Origin of the sequence: Sphingobacterium rhinopitheci (assembly GCF_022627575.1) — a bacterium.
Classification (GTDB): Bacteria; Bacteroidota; Bacteroidia; order Sphingobacteriales; family Sphingobacteriaceae; genus Sphingobacterium; species Sphingobacterium rhinopitheci.
The window spans coordinates 36,066-54,006 of record NZ_JADEYQ010000007.1 but is presented as its reverse complement, the minus strand read 5'-3'; the positions used below and the strand labels follow the sequence as shown (position 1 = coordinate 54,006).

Annotated in this window: 16 protein-coding genes; 2 read left to right on the top strand and 14 right to left on the bottom strand. The window is 34.1% G+C overall.

Annotated features, from left to right (window positions below):
* Positions 1–41: 41 nt before the first annotated feature.
* The 12 genes from IP023_RS08835 to IP023_RS08780 all read right to left on the bottom strand — a co-directional run bounded on the left by IP023_RS08835 (position 42) and on the right by IP023_RS08780 (position 12,464).
* Entirely contained in the window at positions 42–278 is a 237-nt protein-coding gene (locus tag IP023_RS08835; protein ID WP_394801848.1) for a DUF3820 family protein, read from the bottom strand.
* Positions 259–1,035 (bottom strand): glycosyltransferase family 2 protein, encoded by a 777-nt coding sequence (locus tag IP023_RS08830; RefSeq protein WP_241789909.1) that lies wholly within the window; start codon positions 1,033–1,035, stop codon positions 259–261. Before IP023_RS08830 ends, IP023_RS08835 begins: the two co-directional genes overlap by 20 nt.
* The gene (locus tag IP023_RS08825; protein ID WP_241789908.1) at positions 1,014–1,943 is read right to left on the bottom strand and encodes a sugar transferase; all 930 of its coding nucleotides are present in this window, start codon (positions 1,941–1,943) and stop codon (positions 1,014–1,016) included. The genes IP023_RS08830 and IP023_RS08825 overlap by 22 nt, the downstream gene beginning before the upstream one ends.
* A complete protein-coding gene (locus IP023_RS08820; protein ID WP_241789907.1) occupies positions 1,936–3,066 on the bottom strand; it encodes a TDP-N-acetylfucosamine:lipid II N-acetylfucosaminyltransferase in 1,131 nt (376 codons plus the stop codon). Before IP023_RS08820 ends, IP023_RS08825 begins: the two co-directional genes overlap by 8 nt.
* Before the next feature lie 9 nt (positions 3,067–3,075).
* Positions 3,076–3,708 (bottom strand): acetyltransferase, encoded by a 633-nt coding sequence (locus IP023_RS08815; RefSeq protein ID WP_241789906.1) that lies wholly within the window; start codon positions 3,706–3,708, stop codon positions 3,076–3,078.
* Complete coding sequence (locus tag IP023_RS08810) at positions 3,702–4,793, bottom strand: DegT/DnrJ/EryC1/StrS family aminotransferase (RefSeq protein WP_241789905.1); 1,092 nt, start codon at positions 4,791–4,793, stop codon at positions 3,702–3,704. Before IP023_RS08810 ends, IP023_RS08815 begins: the two co-directional genes overlap by 7 nt.
* Entirely contained in the window at positions 4,790–6,229 is a 1,440-nt protein-coding gene (locus tag IP023_RS08805; protein WP_241789904.1) for a lipopolysaccharide biosynthesis protein, read from the bottom strand. The genes IP023_RS08810 and IP023_RS08805 overlap by 4 nt, the downstream gene beginning before the upstream one ends.
* Positions 6,230–6,252: 23 nt before the next feature.
* Positions 6,253–6,996 (bottom strand): DeoR/GlpR family DNA-binding transcription regulator, encoded by a 744-nt coding sequence (locus IP023_RS08800; protein ID WP_241789903.1) that lies wholly within the window; start codon positions 6,994–6,996, stop codon positions 6,253–6,255.
* A 36-nt stretch (positions 6,997–7,032) separates the two neighbouring features.
* On the bottom strand, positions 7,033–9,003 hold the full coding sequence (locus tag IP023_RS08795) for a hypothetical protein (protein WP_241789902.1): 1,971 nt from the start codon (positions 9,001–9,003) through the stop codon (positions 7,033–7,035).
* 75 nt (positions 9,004–9,078) lie between these two features.
* Positions 9,079–9,804: a YebC/PmpR family DNA-binding transcriptional regulator gene (locus IP023_RS08790; RefSeq protein ID WP_241789901.1), complete on the bottom strand. Its 726-nt coding sequence runs from the start codon at positions 9,802–9,804 to the stop codon at positions 9,079–9,081.
* A gap of 9 nt (positions 9,805–9,813) precedes the next feature.
* On the bottom strand, positions 9,814–10,761 hold the full coding sequence (locus IP023_RS08785) for an NAD-dependent epimerase/dehydratase family protein (protein WP_241789900.1): 948 nt from the start codon (positions 10,759–10,761) through the stop codon (positions 9,814–9,816).
* Positions 10,762–10,796: 35 nt separating this feature from the next.
* On the bottom strand, positions 10,797–12,464 hold the full coding sequence (locus IP023_RS08780; protein ID WP_262914390.1) for a lamin tail domain-containing protein: 1,668 nt from the start codon (positions 12,462–12,464) through the stop codon (positions 10,797–10,799).
* Positions 12,465–12,739: 275 nt separating this feature from the next.
* On the opposite strand from IP023_RS08780, the gene IP023_RS08775 reads away from it, so the two are divergent.
* Complete coding sequence (locus IP023_RS08775) at positions 12,740–13,729, top strand: aspartate-semialdehyde dehydrogenase (RefSeq protein WP_241789898.1); 990 nt, start codon at positions 12,740–12,742, stop codon at positions 13,727–13,729.
* A gap of 319 nt (positions 13,730–14,048) precedes the next feature.
* On the opposite strand, the gene IP023_RS08770 is transcribed toward IP023_RS08775, so the two are convergent.
* Both IP023_RS08770 and IP023_RS08765 read right to left on the bottom strand, forming a co-directional pair.
* Complete coding sequence (locus IP023_RS08770) at positions 14,049–15,029, bottom strand: Kelch repeat-containing protein (RefSeq protein ID WP_241789897.1); 981 nt, start codon at positions 15,027–15,029, stop codon at positions 14,049–14,051.
* Between the two features lie 3 nt (positions 15,030–15,032).
* On the bottom strand, positions 15,033–16,397 hold the full coding sequence (locus IP023_RS08765; RefSeq protein ID WP_241789896.1) for a DUF4270 family protein: 1,365 nt from the start codon (positions 16,395–16,397) through the stop codon (positions 15,033–15,035).
* A gap of 118 nt (positions 16,398–16,515) precedes the next feature.
* On the opposite strand from IP023_RS08765, the gene IP023_RS08760 reads away from it, so the two are divergent.
* Positions 16,516–17,937: a sensor histidine kinase gene (locus IP023_RS08760; RefSeq protein WP_241789895.1), complete on the top strand. Its 1,422-nt coding sequence runs from the start codon at positions 16,516–16,518 to the stop codon at positions 17,935–17,937.
* Positions 17,938–17,941 lie beyond the last annotated feature (4 nt).

Sequence of the window (17,941 nt, the reverse complement as noted above, 5' to 3'; positions counted from 1 at the left end):
CAAAGATACGTTTTATCTAATTAAATAAAATTAAAGGTCGTTTATTTTTTGATAAGGGGCTGTAATAGATATTCTAAGCCATTTAGTTTTATCTCATATAAGGTAGCTAATTGAATACCTAACTTTCCGGCAGGAAATCCTTTTTTGTGGTACCATACCAAATAGGGCTCTGGAAGGTGGCACAATCGCCAACCTTGGTATTTGCCAAAAGGCATCTTTGTGTTCGCTAGCTCGACAAGAATATTGGGGTTAAACATGCTATTCTCTTGATTTGCCATTAGTGATGCGATAAGATATTAATCGTAATGCTATGATGCCATGATTGAACCAGTTTTGCACGGTGCCATAGTGTTTTTTAAAGATATCGTATCTTTCTTTAAGACTTTGGCGATGTCTTTTTTGGGACATACCACCTACTAAATAACGGGCTACGTAGCAATTTACATTCTGTGTGGTTTTTGCTTTTTTTGCAGCACGGATTACCCAATCAATATCAGCACTAAGCTGATATTGCAAATCATAAGGCGATGTAATGTCTCGCTTTATATATATTGCTTGATGGCATATATTCATACCATATTGAAAGGATTTCCAATTAAAGTGTTCAGGTGCTTTATGTCTTCTATTACCGATGATTTCTCTGTTTTCATCAACTAGTTTTGTCTCACCATAGATGATGTCGGCATTATTACCTTTTTCTACTATTGTTTGGACCGTGTTTTCATCATATAGCGCATCACCAGAATTAAGAAATAGTAGATAATCTCCTGTGGCAAGAGCCAATCCTTTATTCATAGCATCATAAATCCCTTTATCTTTTTCAGATACCAAGGTTGCTATATTATCTTTGTATTTTTCAATTATAGCTAATGTACCATCAGTTGAAGCACCGTCGATGACGATATATTCGATATTGGTATAAGTCTGTTTCAATACGGACGATATGGTATATTCAATGTCTCTGACGTTGTTATATACGATAGTGATTATAGAAATTTTTGCTGTAGACACGTTTATCGATTTCTCTTTTTCCATATTTTTTTTGCATATCGAATGGCTCTATTTACAAGAGAGCCTTTACGTTTTTTGTAAAAATACCGAATTGCTTCGTAAGCTACTTTATTTTCTTCAATTTCCTTTGGAAAGCTAGTGATTGGTTTATCTGCTAGCTCTACTGTATAGATGCTATCTTCATCCGAATGTGTACCTGATCCGTCAGTGCCTATATTTTGAATCATTGATTCGCGAGGGTAGAGTACAAGGCCATTTTTATTAAATATGGATAAGTACCAACGTATCGCCCATGAGTTTATTTGTCCTGCTTTAAACTGCTGAACTTGACGCCAAAAATTTTCGGTATGATCTATCGTGAATCTTTGGATATCTTCTTTGCTGAAGTTTTCTGTTAATTTGTTGATATCAGTATCAAAATGATTCCATGCTCTAGACCATGTGGCCCATCCCCAGCTATTGGCTACTCTAAAGAAAAAGCTCTCATCCAGCTCGCTAGGATTTTTGATAGGATACATGTATCCTGAAATTTCCATCACCTTGTCTTCAAACTGATATGTTGTAAGCGCATCATTAAAATATCTCAAGCCGTACTTGGAAATTTCTAAGTCATCCTCTAATACTATTACTCGGCCATATTTTTTGATTATCGATGATACACCATCAATAATATTAGCCGCAAGTCCTAGGTTGCTTTTACGCTCAATAATGGTGATACTTTTGAAGTGCCAAGGCTCACATATTATTGCCCTTACTTGGTTGACCAAATGGATACTATTTGAATCTTTAGCACCATCGGAAAATATAAACAGATCTGATTGGTTAGATAAATCTGCTTTTTCTAAGGCAGTTAATACTTTTCGCGTATGGATAGGTCTGTTATAAACAAATAGAAGTATAGGTGATGTTTGTTGTGTCTTATTGTTATTCATTGTACAGCAATTTATCCATCATTTCTTTATAAACAGTATTATTAAAGGTTTTAGTATAACAACTTCTATTGTGTGCTATTTGTTTGTCTGTCAGGCCGGTTAATTGTGCTAACTCTTCTATATCATCTTCCAAAGAATATACCATAAAATCTCTCTTTCGTAACCAATGTAATAGTGTATTCTCTTTACGTAGAAAAACTTTTGCTCCCATATTCAAGAGTTGAAATATGTTGCCTGCAGCTTCTTGTCTTTTCATACCAAAAATAGCAATTTTTACCTCAGATAGAATTTGTTGGTAATCACCTAACGGTATAAAATTACGGAGCGTTTTAATATCACAGGATAAGGTCGTATAAGCACTTTCTACTATTTTATCAGCAAATGCCTTGTCACCATAGCTTAGCGGTAATAATACGGTGTAGTTCTGTTGCTGTAAAGCTAGATTTTTTAGTGTTTCTAATACAAAGAAATGATTGCCAGATGGAGAGGCAGAATGATTCACCATTATTGTATTTTTCTTTTCTATCAACGGATATTCTGGATTGCCTAAAGCATTATAATAGATGAAATCTTTGTGCCGAGCATTAGTTTCTACTTTTGAAGTAAATAATGTATAATCGTATTCATTCCAGAAGCAAAAATAATCTAATTTCTTAAATGCTTTTTCCATCGCTGACTTTGTTGTCCAGCCAAACCATAGTAAATACTTAATATTTTTTAGTAAATCCTTTTTAAATGTATTTTTCTTTAATGATCTATGGTCTAATATGTCATATTGCTTATATCGACTCAAATAATCGTAAAGATCACCGCCATAAAAAATCCAGTAAAATTTGAGCGTATACTTTGCTAATATTTTTAAGCTGATGGATGCTTTGTAGGTATCCAAATAATGTACAAATAAGTTCTCTCCTTTATTTGAGCTAATTATTTGACCTATCTGTTGCACGATACCATTATCCCTAATATGAAAAGTTTTAATTTTCAAATTTGGATTAGTAAATTTTAATTGGGTACTATTATACAATAATACAATGTATATATTTTGACCGGGATAATATTTTTCAAATTGTTCTATTGCTCCATTTGTGAACTTATCATCATGGAATATATGGATATTCATATAGAATAATTATTCTTTATATTTTATGATTTTTGCAGGTACTCCTGCAACGATCGCATAATCGGGGACATCTCTTGTCACTACAGCTCCTGCACCTACGATACAGTGTTTGCCTATTTTAATGCTTGGTAAAATGGTAGCATTGGCACCGATTTGTGTATAATCATCTACGGTAACATGTCCCAATAATGTAGCGCCTGGAGACAGCTCTACATAGTCTCCAATAGTACAGTCATGGGTAATTACCACGTTATAATATACCAATGTAGCTTTCCCTATTTGTACAGCATTACTGATATTAGCATTGTTTAATATTGTTGCGCCATTACCTATCTTGCAATAAGTACTAATATGTGCATTCTTATCTATTGCTGATTGTAGAATACCTCCGTGCTCTGTCGCCATCTGTATCATATATGCTCGAGCTTTGGAATTGCCGATGCCTATGATAAAGTTAGGACCATGCTGTAAGAAATATGTTTTTAATTCTTCTTGATTTTTTAAGATTAAATATTTGTCAAAAAGTAGATCTGGTAGATTTTCAGTTCTATCGTCATAAAAAGCAAGTGGTTCGTTTGCATAATTATGCTCGACTACTTGTAGTATTTCTTTTGCAAATCCTCCAGCTCCTAATATTACCATTGTGTATTATTTTGGGTACGTAATATTAATCGCGTAATCAAATTGACCTCTTCAATGGTCAAATCATAATATAGAGGTAGACAAAGTACGCGTTTGGAAATATCATCCGTGATAGGCAGGTCCTTGGGTTCTAAATAAGGAAGAGCTGAAGCTAATGATGGGTAGAAATATCGTCGCGTAAAGATTTGGTTTTTACCTAATTCTTCCATCACATTTAATAAGAGCTGTTCTGTCTGCAATACAATTGGGTAATAGGCAAAATTAGGATCTGAATTTGTATTCCATGTAGGGAAATAGCCCTTCACATTTTTTAAACCTATATTATATTGTAAAGATAACTCGCGCCTTTTGGCAATAATATCGTCTACATATTTCAAGTTTACCAAGCCCATAGCTGCATGGAATTCTGAATTTTTGCCATTAATTCCTAATTCAGCGAATTTATTAAAATCAGAAATACCAAAATTACGCATTAAAGCGGCCTTTTTTAGTAATGAAGGATCTTTGGTTATAATCAATCCCCCTTCTGTAGAATGGTATAATTTGGTAGCGTGAAGTGAGCAAATACTGATGTCGCCATATTCAAAGACAGATTTACCTTTATATTGCACAGCAAAGGCATGTGCAGCATCATAAATAATTTTTAAATTGTGCTTTTTTGCTATTTCTTCAATTTTATCTATTTCACAGGGATTACCATATACATGTGTAGCTAATATAGCAGATGTATTTTCTGTGATAGCAGCTTCGATTTTGTCAGCATCTATATTTAACGAGTTTTTATCAATATCAACAAATACAGGTGTGCACCCTTCCCAGACAATGCTACTCGTGGTAGCCACAAATGAAAAAGGAGTAGTAATAATTTCCCCTTTTAAATCTAAAGCACGTATAGCAAGCTGTAAGGCTACAGTTCCATTGGTAACAAATATTAAATGATCAAGATTTAGGAATTCTTTCAATTGCATTTCTAACTCGCTTGAAAGGGGGCCCATGTTCGTGAGCCATTGTCGTTGCCATATTTTGTCTATATATTTTTTATAGTCTTCTACTGGGGGCAAGAAGGGCTTTGTCACTTGAATCATGATCGATAATTTTTAATGATTTTGAGTAGAAAATAAAATGGAGTTAATTTAAAAATATAACTAAGTCCTATATATCCTATTATTCCTGCAATAAAGTTAAACAAAATCTGTAATATGAGTGCGAAAGATGCTGTGTATTGTGCTACTAAGATGATAATACCGTACATGCATAGTGCTGCAAGTAAGGTAGGGATCATTTCTATAAGTTGTTTTTTTGTAGAGTAGTCAATTAGTTTTTCGCTATAATAGGTATTGACCAACAAAGATAATGCTGAGGCGGCTACAGAGCTCCATAACAAGCCTATTATTCCATAATTCCAAGCGCAGGCTATACATATAACGGTGAGTATTTTCTTTATAACTTCTAGTTTTAAGAATAGATCTGAGCGTCCATAAACTTTCAATACATTCAAGTTGATAGAATGTATAGGGTAAAGCATACTTGCTAGACAGAGAATCTGAAAGTAAGGTATTGCTTCAGCATATTGAGCGCCTAACAAAAATAGAATTAGACTGGGCGCTGTAGCAGCAAGTCCTAACATTAAAGGTGCGCTAATGTAAAGGGATACTCTTAAAATTTGCTTGTATGCGTTGGATATTTCTTCTTTATTGTCTTTTATATTTGTTAATAATGGATAGGTTACTTTAGAAACTATTGTCGTTAGAATATTAGTAGGATATCCATTTAATGTATTCGCTCTTTCGTATTCACCATTAGAAACTAACGAAAATCGTTTAGGGATTATGATATTGTAAATATTTTTGAAAATAGTATCTAATAAAGCTGATAGTAAGAGTTTATAACCAAAGGAAAAGTGATATTTAGCTTTGCTTTTTACGAATATAAAAGCAGGTCTCCATAATGATGCAGTCCATAATGATATACTTTGAAAAAAAGGTGCCGTTAAAGACATTACTACCAATGACCATATGCCAAATCCATAATAAGCTAGTGTGACACCAACAGCAGGACTAATTATTGCGGAAGGAATATTCGCAATCATCAATTTTTGAAATTGCATCTCTTTGGTTAAGATGGCCATTTGTACTGTTGTGAAACTGGATAAAATAATACTGATAGAGCTTACTCTTAGTACATCTATTGGAATAGGTTTACCAATGTAACTAACAATAGAAGGTATAGCAAAGTATAAACCTGTGTATAATAAAATAGCAGAAAATATATTCATCCAAAACACAGTAGAATAATCTAACTGTGTTGGATTCGTTGTACGAATAAGTGAGTTGCTTAATCCACTTTCTACTATGGTAGTACCAATATTGATAAAAACAATAAGAATGGCATACAAGCCATAATCTTCTTTGGTAAGTAACCGCGCAAGAATATAAAAAGAAAGTAAGGATAGACCTTTTAGAAGAATAGCATCTGTAAAAGTCCAAAAAATACCCGATACTGCTTTTTTTCTTGTTGACATTAATATCTACTGTAAAAAATAGGTTAGATAATTTTGATTTCGTTGGCGAAGTCTTTAAGGATCTTATCTGTATTTTTTAATTCTGTAATCAAATAGTTAACCTCTTTCAAAGGTGCTACACGCATTTTTTGGTTAGAATTTAATTTTTCTGCTATACTTAAGATGGCTAAGTTTTTGGAACATTTAATCATCGCACGTTTAATCTGCACTACCTCCCAATCTGAATCCGTTATACCATCTTCTATAGACAAACTATTAGTTCCTAATAAGCATAAGTCAACTTTTATATCTGACAATTCATTTATAACTTGTGCGCCAGTAACGATATTTGTGTTGCGTGAAAGTTTTCCGCCTAATAGATTAACTTCAATATTTTCTTTCTCCGCTAATTCTAATGCTACAAGTGGACTAATGGTAAAAAAAGTACATTGTAAGTCACTCGGTATTAATCGTGCTAATTCAATCATAGTGGTTCCACCGCCAATCAATATCGTCATACCATTTTGAATAAGTGTCAATGCTTTACTAGCAATTTCCTTTTTCGCATCCTTAGCATATACGTTACCTTCTTGAAAAGGAAATTGGAAAGATTTAGACAATGCACCACCATATACTTTAATAACCTTACCATTTTCAGCAAGTTCATTTAAATCTCTTCTAATTGTATCTTCAGATACATTTAGTTGAATGCTTAAGTCTGTCGATAAAACTTTATTATGCAGATTTATTTGGTGAATAATATATGCTTGTCTTTCTTCTTTTAACATGGTTTTTTATTTAATAACTGGTTTATAATTAAAACGTTAGTTTTCGTTTTTATTGTCTTGATTCTTTGTGATTCCTGCTTTAAATCGAGGTTTGAATCCAGCAGGTTTATTTGTTGTTTCTTGGGCGTCGGCTACTTCCGAAGGTTTTACTTCTTGTGATGCGGTATTATCTTGTGCTGTAGCTTCTGTAGCTTTTGTTACGCCTGCTTTAAATCGAGGTTTGAATCCAGCAGGTTTATTTGTTGTTTCTTGGGCGTCGGCTACTTCCGAAGGTTTTACTTCTTGTGATGCGGTATTATCTTGTGCTGTAGCTTCTGTAGCTTTTGTTACGCCTGCTTTAAATCGAGGTTTGAATCCAGCAGGTTTATTTGTTGTTTCTTGGGCGTCGGCTACTTCCGAAGGTTTTACTTCTTGTGATGCGGTATTATCTTGTGCTGTAGCTTCTGTAGCTTTTGTTACGCCTGCTTTAAATCGAGGTTTGAATCCAGCAGGTTTATTTGCTGTTTCTTGGCCGTCGGATACTTCCGAAGGTTTTGCTTCTTGTGATGCGGTATTATCTTGTGCTGTAGCTTCTGTAGCTTTTGTTACGCCTGCTTTAAATCGAGGTTTGAATCCAGCAGGTTTATTTGCTGTTTCTTGGCCGTCGGATACTTCCGAAGGTTTTGCTTCTTGTGATGCGGTATTATCTTGTGCTGTAGCTTCTGTAGCTTTTGTTACGCCTGCTTTAAATCGAGGTTTGAATCCAGCAGGTTTATTTGCTGTTTCTTGGCCGTCGGATACTTCCGAAGGTTTTGCTTCTTGTGATGCGGTATTATCTTGTGCTGTAGCTTCTGTAGCTTTTGTTACGCCTGCTTTAAATCGAGGTTTGAATCCAGCAGGTTTATTTGCTGTTTCTTGGCCGTCGGATACTTCCGAAGGTTTTACTTCTTGTGATGCCGTATTATCTTGTGCTGTAGCTTTTGTTACGCCTGCTTTAAATCGAGGTTTGAATCCAGCAGGTTTGTTTGCTGTTTCTTGGCCGTCGGATACTTCCGAAGGTTTTACTTCTTGTGACACCGTATTATCTTGTGCTGTAGCTTCTGTAGCTTTTGTTACGCCTGCTTTAAATCGAGGTTTGAATCCAGCAGGTTTGTTTGCTGTTTCTTGGCCGTCGGCTACTTCCGAAGGTTTTGCTTCTTGTGACGCCGTATTATCTTGTGCTGTAGCTTCTGTAGCTTTTGTTACACCTGCTTTAAATCGAGGTTTGAATCCAGCAGGTTTGTTTGCTGTTTCTTGGGCGTCGGCTACTTCCGAAGGTTTTACTTCTTGTGACACCGTATTATCTTGTGCTGTAGCTTCTGTAGCATTTGTTACGCCTGCTTTAAATCGAGGTTTGAATCCAGCAGGTTTGTTTGCTGTTTCTTGGCCGTCGGCTACTTCCGAAGGTTTTACTTCTTGTGACGCCGTATTATCTTGTGCTGTAGTTTCTGTAGCTTTTGTTACGCCTGCTTTAAATCGAGGTTTGAATCCAGCAGGTTTATTTGCTGTTTCTTGGCCGTCGGCTACTTCCGAAGGTTTTGCTTCTTGTGACGCCGTATTATCTTGTGCTGTAGCTTCTGTAGCTTTTGTTACGCCTGCTTTAAATCGAGGTTTGAATCCAGCAGGTTTAGCATTAAGCTCTTCCGTATTTGGACTTACTTGTGGTTTAGCAACAGTATCAGTTTTAATTTTAGGTTTGAATCCTAAAGGTTTTGGCACGGTTATATCTGTGACCTTTATTTCTGCAGATGAAACTATCGGTTCATTTATTTTACTTATTCCAGAAGTAGATACTTTAAGGTTCTCTATTTCTTTAAGCAAATATGTCTTTCTAAGGCGATTGAACCAAAATTTTTTAGAATGATCAAAGCTTTTTTCTCCCATTATCAAATAATGAGATTTAAATTCATCATATAAAGGCTGATCTGCAGCTTTTAGAGCAGGTAAATCTATTTTCTTTTTAATGAAAAAATCTTCGAAACTAAGCATTATCAAAGGTAATGAATTGTCTATATAAAAAAAAAGAGGGTATAACCCTCTTTTCTGCAATATAGCGAAAAATTTTTAGTCCATGTTATGATACACAGCTTGAACATCATCATCTTCTTCGATTTTATCTATCATTTTTAAGACATCAGCAGCTTGTTCTTCTGTCAATGTAGAATGAGATAATGCAATACGTTCTAATTTTGCAGAAGAAACTTCAATTCCTTTTTCTTCTAATAGGCGTTGCATATTACCAAAATCTTCGAATGATGTTTGTACTACAGCAATATCGTTTCCTTCTTCGTCAGATTCGATGTATAGTTCTTCTAATCCTCCATCGATTAACTCTAATTCTAGTTCTTCAACGTCCAGATCTTCTGCAGCAGGGAATCGAAAAATGGATTTGCGATTAAATATAAAATCTAAAGATCCAGTTTTACCTAACGAACCACCAGCTTTAGTGAAGTAACTGCGTACATTTGCAACAGTACGATTTGTGTTATCTGTAGCTGTCTCGATCAATACAGGTACTCCATGAGGGCCGTATCCTTCGTAAACGTATTCCTCATAGCCTTTAGCATCTTTTTCTGAAGCTCTCTTAATTGCTGCTTCAACACGATCTTTAGGCATATTTACTGCCTTTGCATTTTGAATAGCCGTACGTAAGCGAGAGTTATTTTCTGGGTGAGGGCCTCCTTCTTTTACAGCGATAGCGATTTCTTTCCCTAAACGCGTAAACTGAATTGCCATTTTGGCCCAGCGCTTAAATTTTCTTTCTTTTCTGAATTCAAATGCTCTACCCATTTTGTTATGTTATATGTTTGTTTTAAGATTTTCGATCATGTCTTTGGTCATCGTCGTTAAATCATATTTTAACTTCCAATTCCAATCTTCTTGTGCATATTGGTCATCAATACTTTGTGGCCAAGAATCTGCAATTGCTTGGCGCGGATCACCTTCTGAGTAAGACATTTCAAAATTAGGAAGAATTTTTTTAATTTCTTCAGCTATTTCTGCAGGAGTGAACGAAATACCTGCCAAATTGTAGCTTGAGCGAATTCTTAAATTTTCTGCCGGTGCGTCCATTAACTGGATGGTAGCACGAACAGCGTCATCCATATACATCATTGGAAGTGCGGTGTTTTCACTTAAAAAACTTTGGTAAGCACCTTTTGCTAGTGCTTCGAAGAAGATGTGAACGGCGTAATCTGTTGTACCTCCTCCTGGTGCTGTTTTCCAAGAGATAATACCTGGATATCTGATACTGCGGATATCTAACCCATATTTTTCCGTATAATACTCACATAGTCTTTCACCAGCCAATTTACTGATACCATAGATGCTGTTAGGATCCATTACACAGTATTGAGGGGTATTAGTAGTAGGCGAATTTGGTCCAAAAACAGCAATAGAGCTAGGCCAAAATATTTTCTTAATACCTAATTCTATACATAGATTTAAAACATTTAATAAACCATTCATGTTCAAATCCCATGCTTTCAATGGATATTGTTCACCTGTTGCAGATAGCATTGCTGCTAATAGATAAACTTGTGTAGGTTTATATTTTTCAAAAAGAGTTCTTAGGGCATCTCTGTCCAGGACGTTAATAGTTTCGAAGATTTCACCTTCTCCTAATGATTTAGGTTCCCTAATATCAGAGGTAATTACATTGGATGTGCCGAATTTAGCACGTAGTGCTAAACCTAATTCTGAGCCAATTTGGCCATTTGATCCTAAGAGTACAATCGTTTCTTTCATTATAGTACAAAGATACTTTTTTTAATACGTTCTTGTCAATAGCTGAGTATATCAGAGACAATAACAAATGCTTTTTTGAAGCGTTCTTTTTGGCCTTTATTATTATATATTTCAGCAATCATTATGTAATGTCCGGCAGTTGCTTTTTTGCCATTTTCATGTAGTGTGTTCCATTCTATTATTCCTGTAGAACCTGCTCTTTGATTACGAATCAAACGGTTGATTAAAGTGCCTTTATCATTATATATTGTAATATTTATGTAGTAGTCAGCATCATTAAATTGATAGTTTATTTCTAAAAAATCCTCATAGAAATCATTGTTTGGAGAGACCGTTTTTGAGGTGAAAAATATTTTATTTTTTTTCAACATATTATCAACACTTGTTGAGTTTTTATATCCTGGAGTGGCTCCTTCATGTAAAGTTGAAGCAGAACTAAACGTATTGAACTGTAAATCGAATCGATTAGTAGATTGTCTTTCCAATGAAATACCTTTCACATTACGGAGTATCGGGTCATGCATATTGGCATTATAATATACCGAATCTATTAAAAGATTATTGGCCGAAAATAGCATTACGTTTCCTTGTTGATTAGGATAGGGCGGGAGACTTGCGAGTTGTAATATATTATTAGCAATCGCGGAAGGATAATGCAGGGATAAGATAGCTTTATTTATGGTTAGTGCGAGGTATTCATCAGGATCGATTAATAGTATATCTTCGCTAATAGTTCGGTTCCCAATTTTCCAATTTTTTAAGTTTATAGGTAAGTTGGTAACATTATATACTTCTACAAAATCAACCCCTCCTTCTTTAGGGTTAAATAATATTTCCGATATAATAATATCTTGATGATTTACTGTTGTTTGCTTGAATAGTTTTTCATTGGGTATTTTGACAAAAAAGGAACAGATTTCAATGGGTTTGGTCATTAGTATATATATCTTGTTTTCTTCAAAATCCTTAACGAAGAGTAGGGTCAACGTATCTAGGGATTCATTCCATTGAATAGAAGTTGGTTTACCAATACCATTATTTATTTCAAAATCGTCTACCGTGATCTGCTGATGATTAAAGGATGATGTATTAAAGGTTAAGTTTATTTTATTAGCGGTAATACTCGAATGTGTTAGCAGGATCTGTGGTCTTGAATTTCTGTCAACTATTGAATTACGTCGCCCTGGTGTACCGCCATTTAATGCTTCAGAGCTAGCCCAGTTTTCCCTTAAATTACAAGTCCAATTAGGATTAATCCGTTCTAGACTCCAGCCACCATTTCGTTTTGAAGTATTGCGATGCCAAGTGTTTCTATAAGAAACAGCATCTATTAATGTGCTGTTTCTAAATATTTGTAAGGTAGCACCAGTGTTAGCGAGTATATACCATCTTGATAAAGCTAATACATTACCATATCTCTCGAATGCTGGGAGAGCCTCCTGATTGCATAGAATAACATATTGCTGTGGTGCTAGCAAATATTCTGGTAAGGATACGCGATTATTATTATATCCAAATGTAAACTCGCTCAATTGGATTGGAATTCTACTAGAGTTGAACAATTCTATATATTCATAATTGGGTAATCGCCCATTATTTGGATTGGACATAATTTCATTTATGACTATTTGAGCTTTACTGTTATTTAGGGTACATATTTGTACGATAAATAGTAATGAATATAATAAGAACCTAGCAGTCATAAATATACGGCACTTGAATCAGTGCTCTTCGTTAGTTTACTAAATTTACTGAACTTTTTTTGTTCTTGGAGATACTTTGAAACCGTTAATTCGGAATGTAATCGTAGTAATGTTATGATATTTGCAATTTTAACATCGTTATTGTGTGGTTTTTTACGAATATTGTTTTAAATTATTGAAAATAATGTAAAAATTTTTCATTTTATAATTTAATATTCGTTAAGTTTGAAAAGTTTAATAGAATTTAAAACAATTAAAAACTAAAATTCAAGAAGATGAAAGTAGCAGTAGTTGGCGCGACAGGTTTAGTTGGGTCAGAGATGTTGAGAGTATTAGCGGAAAGAAACTTCCCGATAACAGAATTAATTCCAGTTGCTTCAGAAAGAAGTAAGGGTAAGGAAATTGATTTTAAAGGTAAGAAGTATAAAATCGTAACAGCAACAGATGCTATTTCTTTAAAACCTGATGTTGCTTTATTCTCTGCAGGGGGTAATACTTCTATTGAATATGCACCATTATTTGCTGAGGCAGGTATTACGGTGATAGATAATTCTTCAGCTTGGCGAATGGATCCAACAAAAAAATTAGTTGTTCCGGAGGTTAATGGAGATGTTTTGACAGCAGATGATAAAATAATTGCAAATCCTAATTGTTCAACTATTCAGATGGTTGTTGTATTGAAGCCTTTGCATGAAAAATATAAAATTAAGCGTGTCGTAGTATCTACTTATCAATCAGTGACAGGTACAGGTGTTAAAGCTGTACAACAGTTAAATGATGAGCGTACAGGAGTTGAAGGGGAAAAAGCATACCCTTATCAAATTGACTTGAATGTTATTCCGCAAATCGATGTATTCCAAGATAATGGTTATACAAAAGAGGAAATGAAGATGATCAAGGAGACAAATAAAATCATGCAAGATGATTCTATTAGAGTAACGGCTACGACAGTACGTATCCCTGTAATTGGCGGACACTCTGAAGCTTTAAATATTGAGTTTGAGAATGATTTCGATTTGGATGAGTTACGTCAAGCTTTAGCTAATCAAGAAGGTGTGATTGTCGTGGATAATCCGTCTAAGCTTGAATATCCAATGCCTAAAGATGCGCATGGAAAAGACGAGGTATTTGTAGGAAGAATTCGTCGTGATGAATCTCAAGATAAAACGGTTAACTTATGGGTTGTGGCGGATAATTTGAGAAAAGGTGCCGCAACTAATGCAGTACAAATCGCGGAATTACTTGCTAAAAAGGGGCTTATATAATTATAGATTAACCTAATTTACATGAGAAAGTAATCTTATAATATTAACTTATGTAAATTTGGTATTATTATTGATGTTGTTAGATAATTTATCTATCATGAATAATCTATAAAGAAGCTACTACTTTTTATAAAGATATGAAAAAAACAAATATTAATAGTATCAGTTTATTTCGATTGACAATTTTTAATGTTTTATTAATCATTTTAATTGCTTTTGTAATGTATGTAATGCCTTCATAGCGAAATTTATAAGGCATAAAAAAAGAGTAAGTACCCATGGGTACTTACTCTTTTTTTATGCCTTATAATTATAGTAATTATCTAATTTGAGTAAATACCCAAGTGTCATCAAATTTGAAAGAACCATTAGCACCTGTAGTTAAGTATCCTTTAGAATCTATAGAATAAGAAACAGCTCCTTCTCTAGCATTCTGAGGTAATGCATCATGAATGTCAATCCATTCATTTTTAGCTGAATCATATTTCCATGTTGTTCCTAAAACGGATGATTTTTTACCACCTACTACAAATCCATTATTACCAATTACAAATGAAGATGCCGCTTGACGAGTCAAGTCATATGTGCTTTGCTTATCTTTTAGAGGTGCTAATTCATTCCAAGCAGTACCATCGAAAGAGTAGAAATCTTCAGGGTACTGATTATTGTCTATACCACCACCTACATAAGCTTTATTTCCAATGACAAATGCAAAAGCATTTACACGTTTGTTTTTGAATGGTGTATTTACAACTTCCCATGTATCGTTACTAGGGTCATATTTGTAGAAATCTTTAAGTGTTTTCTGTGTTTTAGTTGCACCAGTACCTACATAGCCAAAGCCACCTAAAGTAAATGCAACTGCACCATAACGTGCTTCACCTGGGAAATCTGCAATTTTTGTCCATTTTTGAGTTTGTGGCTCATATTTCCAAAAGTCAGATAATGCATCTGTACCATTAAAACCTGTTCCTATAAAACCAACGCCATTGATAGAAAATCCTACAGCACCATTTCTAGCTTCACCAGCAAAATCAGGTAGTTTTGTCCAAATATTATTAGTAAAAGACCAAGCGTCGTTTACACGTTCGTTAGTTGATAAAATTCCCGTTGCTAAATAACCAGTATTGCCAATTTGAAAAGATGCGGCAAAACTTCTTGGGTCGCCATCAAATGCAGAGCTTTTTACCCACTCTTCAATGCCATCGTCTTCGTTTGATTCACTTTTTTTACATGAGTTAAAAGTTGTAAAGGCAAAAGCTGCGGCTAACAATAAACATAGCCAATTTTTCTTATTCATAAATTATCTAAATTTAGTATATACAATATTTAATTTAATTTTTGGTTTTCCATTTTCTGTTGCTATAAATGCAGCATTTGCTGTATTAAATAGAGCAGGGGAAGTCGTTGCCAACAATAAGGAAGCATCCTTATATGATGGAGTATTCACTAGTTTTACATATTCAATTAAGTTGAATATGTATTTTCCATTTACACCTGAGCCGTTACCTGGGGTAAATGTTGCTGATTGTATAGTGTTCGAAAATGGCGTAGTCACATATGAAAAAGGAATACCATTTCCATTTGCTACTAAGATCATAAGTGCATTTGGAGATGGATAAAATCCATAATTAATGCCTGTTGTTTCTACAATTAATTCAATTTTATTGATCGCAATATCTGGCTCAATTAAAAAATCATTTAATGAAGGGATATTTACTTTAGCTACAAGACCTGATCCCGATTGTATTAATACTTCACCGTTTGTAGCAGTACTTTTAAGTTCTCTATTACTATTGTTTATACTAGCAAATGGAGTGCCTGTACGATCGTACTCAATATTATTAAATTGATATGCTTTTTGTAATGAAACTAAGCTCTTTTTACCAGTCTTTACAAAACCATCACTTCCAATATACGAATAATTTATATTTAAATTAACGGTATCACTTAATCCTAATAATGCACTGTTATTTGCATCAGGAACAATCACAATTCCTTTCAAGTATTGTAACAATAATTCATTACTACTAACATTCCAATCATTAGTTATGATTTTATCATATAGATCTTTCCCAAAGGCATGATCCAGCTTAATAGCAATGCTATCTAAGCTTTTTACATTAGGACTGAATGTTATATCGCCTAATGGCGAAGAATCGTAAGTGAAATTTTTTGTGTTAAATATAGTAGGTCCTGTTACATAAACAGGCGTATTAAAGTTGTCTACTGAAGTTGTAAGGTCTTCTGTTTTTATTTCTTCGGTTACTCTATGTATGGCTATTGACTGTACTTTTGTAGTATCTCCATAATAGTATCTATTTGCCGAAGGTTTTAAAACAACATTTACAGAGTCAAAGGTTGCATTTTCTGGAATATCATTACCCAAAGCTTCAAAAATCAAATTCATATAGGATTTAGAAGTAATGGTACCAATATCTGCTTGGGTAGATTTACCTACTAGTACAACACCAGTGGCTGCCGAAGGCATATTTAAAAGTTGGTATGTTGAAGTAAATACAGACATTGAGTCTACGGTAACTACACCAAAATTTTCATTTATTTTTCCTAATGATATACTTGTATCTTTATTACAACTATAGAATGTTGTAGTTCCGATTAATAGTGAGCAGATAAAAAGTATTCTAAAGTGTAATAATTGACTCATATATATTTGTTACTATGCAAATGTAAGTAATACCTACTGTTAATATGTGTTATAATTTGTTAAATATGACTTGTCATAAGTTGTCGTGCAAATCTAAGAATTTAAATTTGTTTTAATCATGTTAAAGAAGTTTAAAATATTGATGTTTATAATTATCCTGTCATTAACAGGAATTGTAGCAGTAATCTCCATTTGGTTATATGGAAGTTATAAGGATCGGCTTGAAACATCTGTCTCAGAAGTGGAAAGAAGTTTGTTTAATGTGGTGCAAAATTATTATAATTTTCACCAAGATAGTATTAAGCAGCATCATAAAGGGGACTTTCATAGTTTTGATAGCGGCGATCTTGTAAAAGAATTGTCAAAGGTATATAGTGGTATTGATTCGTCGAAGCTCAAGGTAATATTAGATAGCTTATCAATGGAGCGGTTTACTCACTTTAATTCAAAAATGGAAAAGCCATATTATAATAATGTAAGTAAATCTATAATGCCCCCTTTTCTGTTGGAGCAAATATCATTTGACACCAATACATTGGTTACTTTGGATAGCCTATTGAGCAATGTATTGAAAGATAAAGGGATGGGTTTTGATGTTCGTATCGTTTTAGAACGAATGCATGACAATCAGAAAAGATATAGACCCCGGGCATATGTTGATAGTTTAGGGTTTATGAGTACAAGACCTATGCTGGTTAATCCAGCAAAGAGAGAATTTTTGAAGGCTACTTTTGTACAGCCGGTTAGTTATGTATTATCCAAAATGTTTTGGCAATTGGTAGTTGCTTTTCTGTTAGTGTTTGGTTTGATTGGGACATTTAGCTATCTGTTTTGGACCATTAGTAGGCAAAATAAATTGGCGATTCTGCGAAAATCATTTGTTAATAATATGACTCATGAACTCAAAACGCCAGTTGCCACCGTGATGGCGGCAATTGAAGCTGTACAACGATACGGCGCTAAAGATGATAAGACTAAAATGGAGAAATATCTCCAAATTTCACAGAGCGAACTTACTCATTTAGCAAATATGATCGAGAAAGTTTTACAATTAGATATGGATGAAGTTAAAGGTATAGTTTTACTCAAAGTACCTATTGACATTAAACTTTTAGTATTGGAAGTGATTGAATTATCTAAATTGGGGGCCAATAAGGAGGTACATGTAAATCTATTAGTAGATGATGATGATTTTTGGCTTAATGCAGATGCTTCACATTTAAAAAATGTCTTTAATAACCTTCTTGATAATGCTATAAAATATTCTTACGATAGTGCAAAAGTAGATGTTCATATTTATAAGGCTAAAAAGGACATCACTATTGAAATAAAGGATTATGGAATCGGTATTGCGCAAAATTATATAGATAATATCTTTACTATGTTTTTTAGAGTGCCGAGTGGGGATTTACATCCTGTAAAAGGATTTGGTTTAGGTCTGGCTTATGTTAAGCAGGTAGTTGAGCAACATGGAGGAACGGTTGCTGTCAACAGTGAATTGAATAAGGGAACTACATTTATAGTAAAACTACCATTATAATATA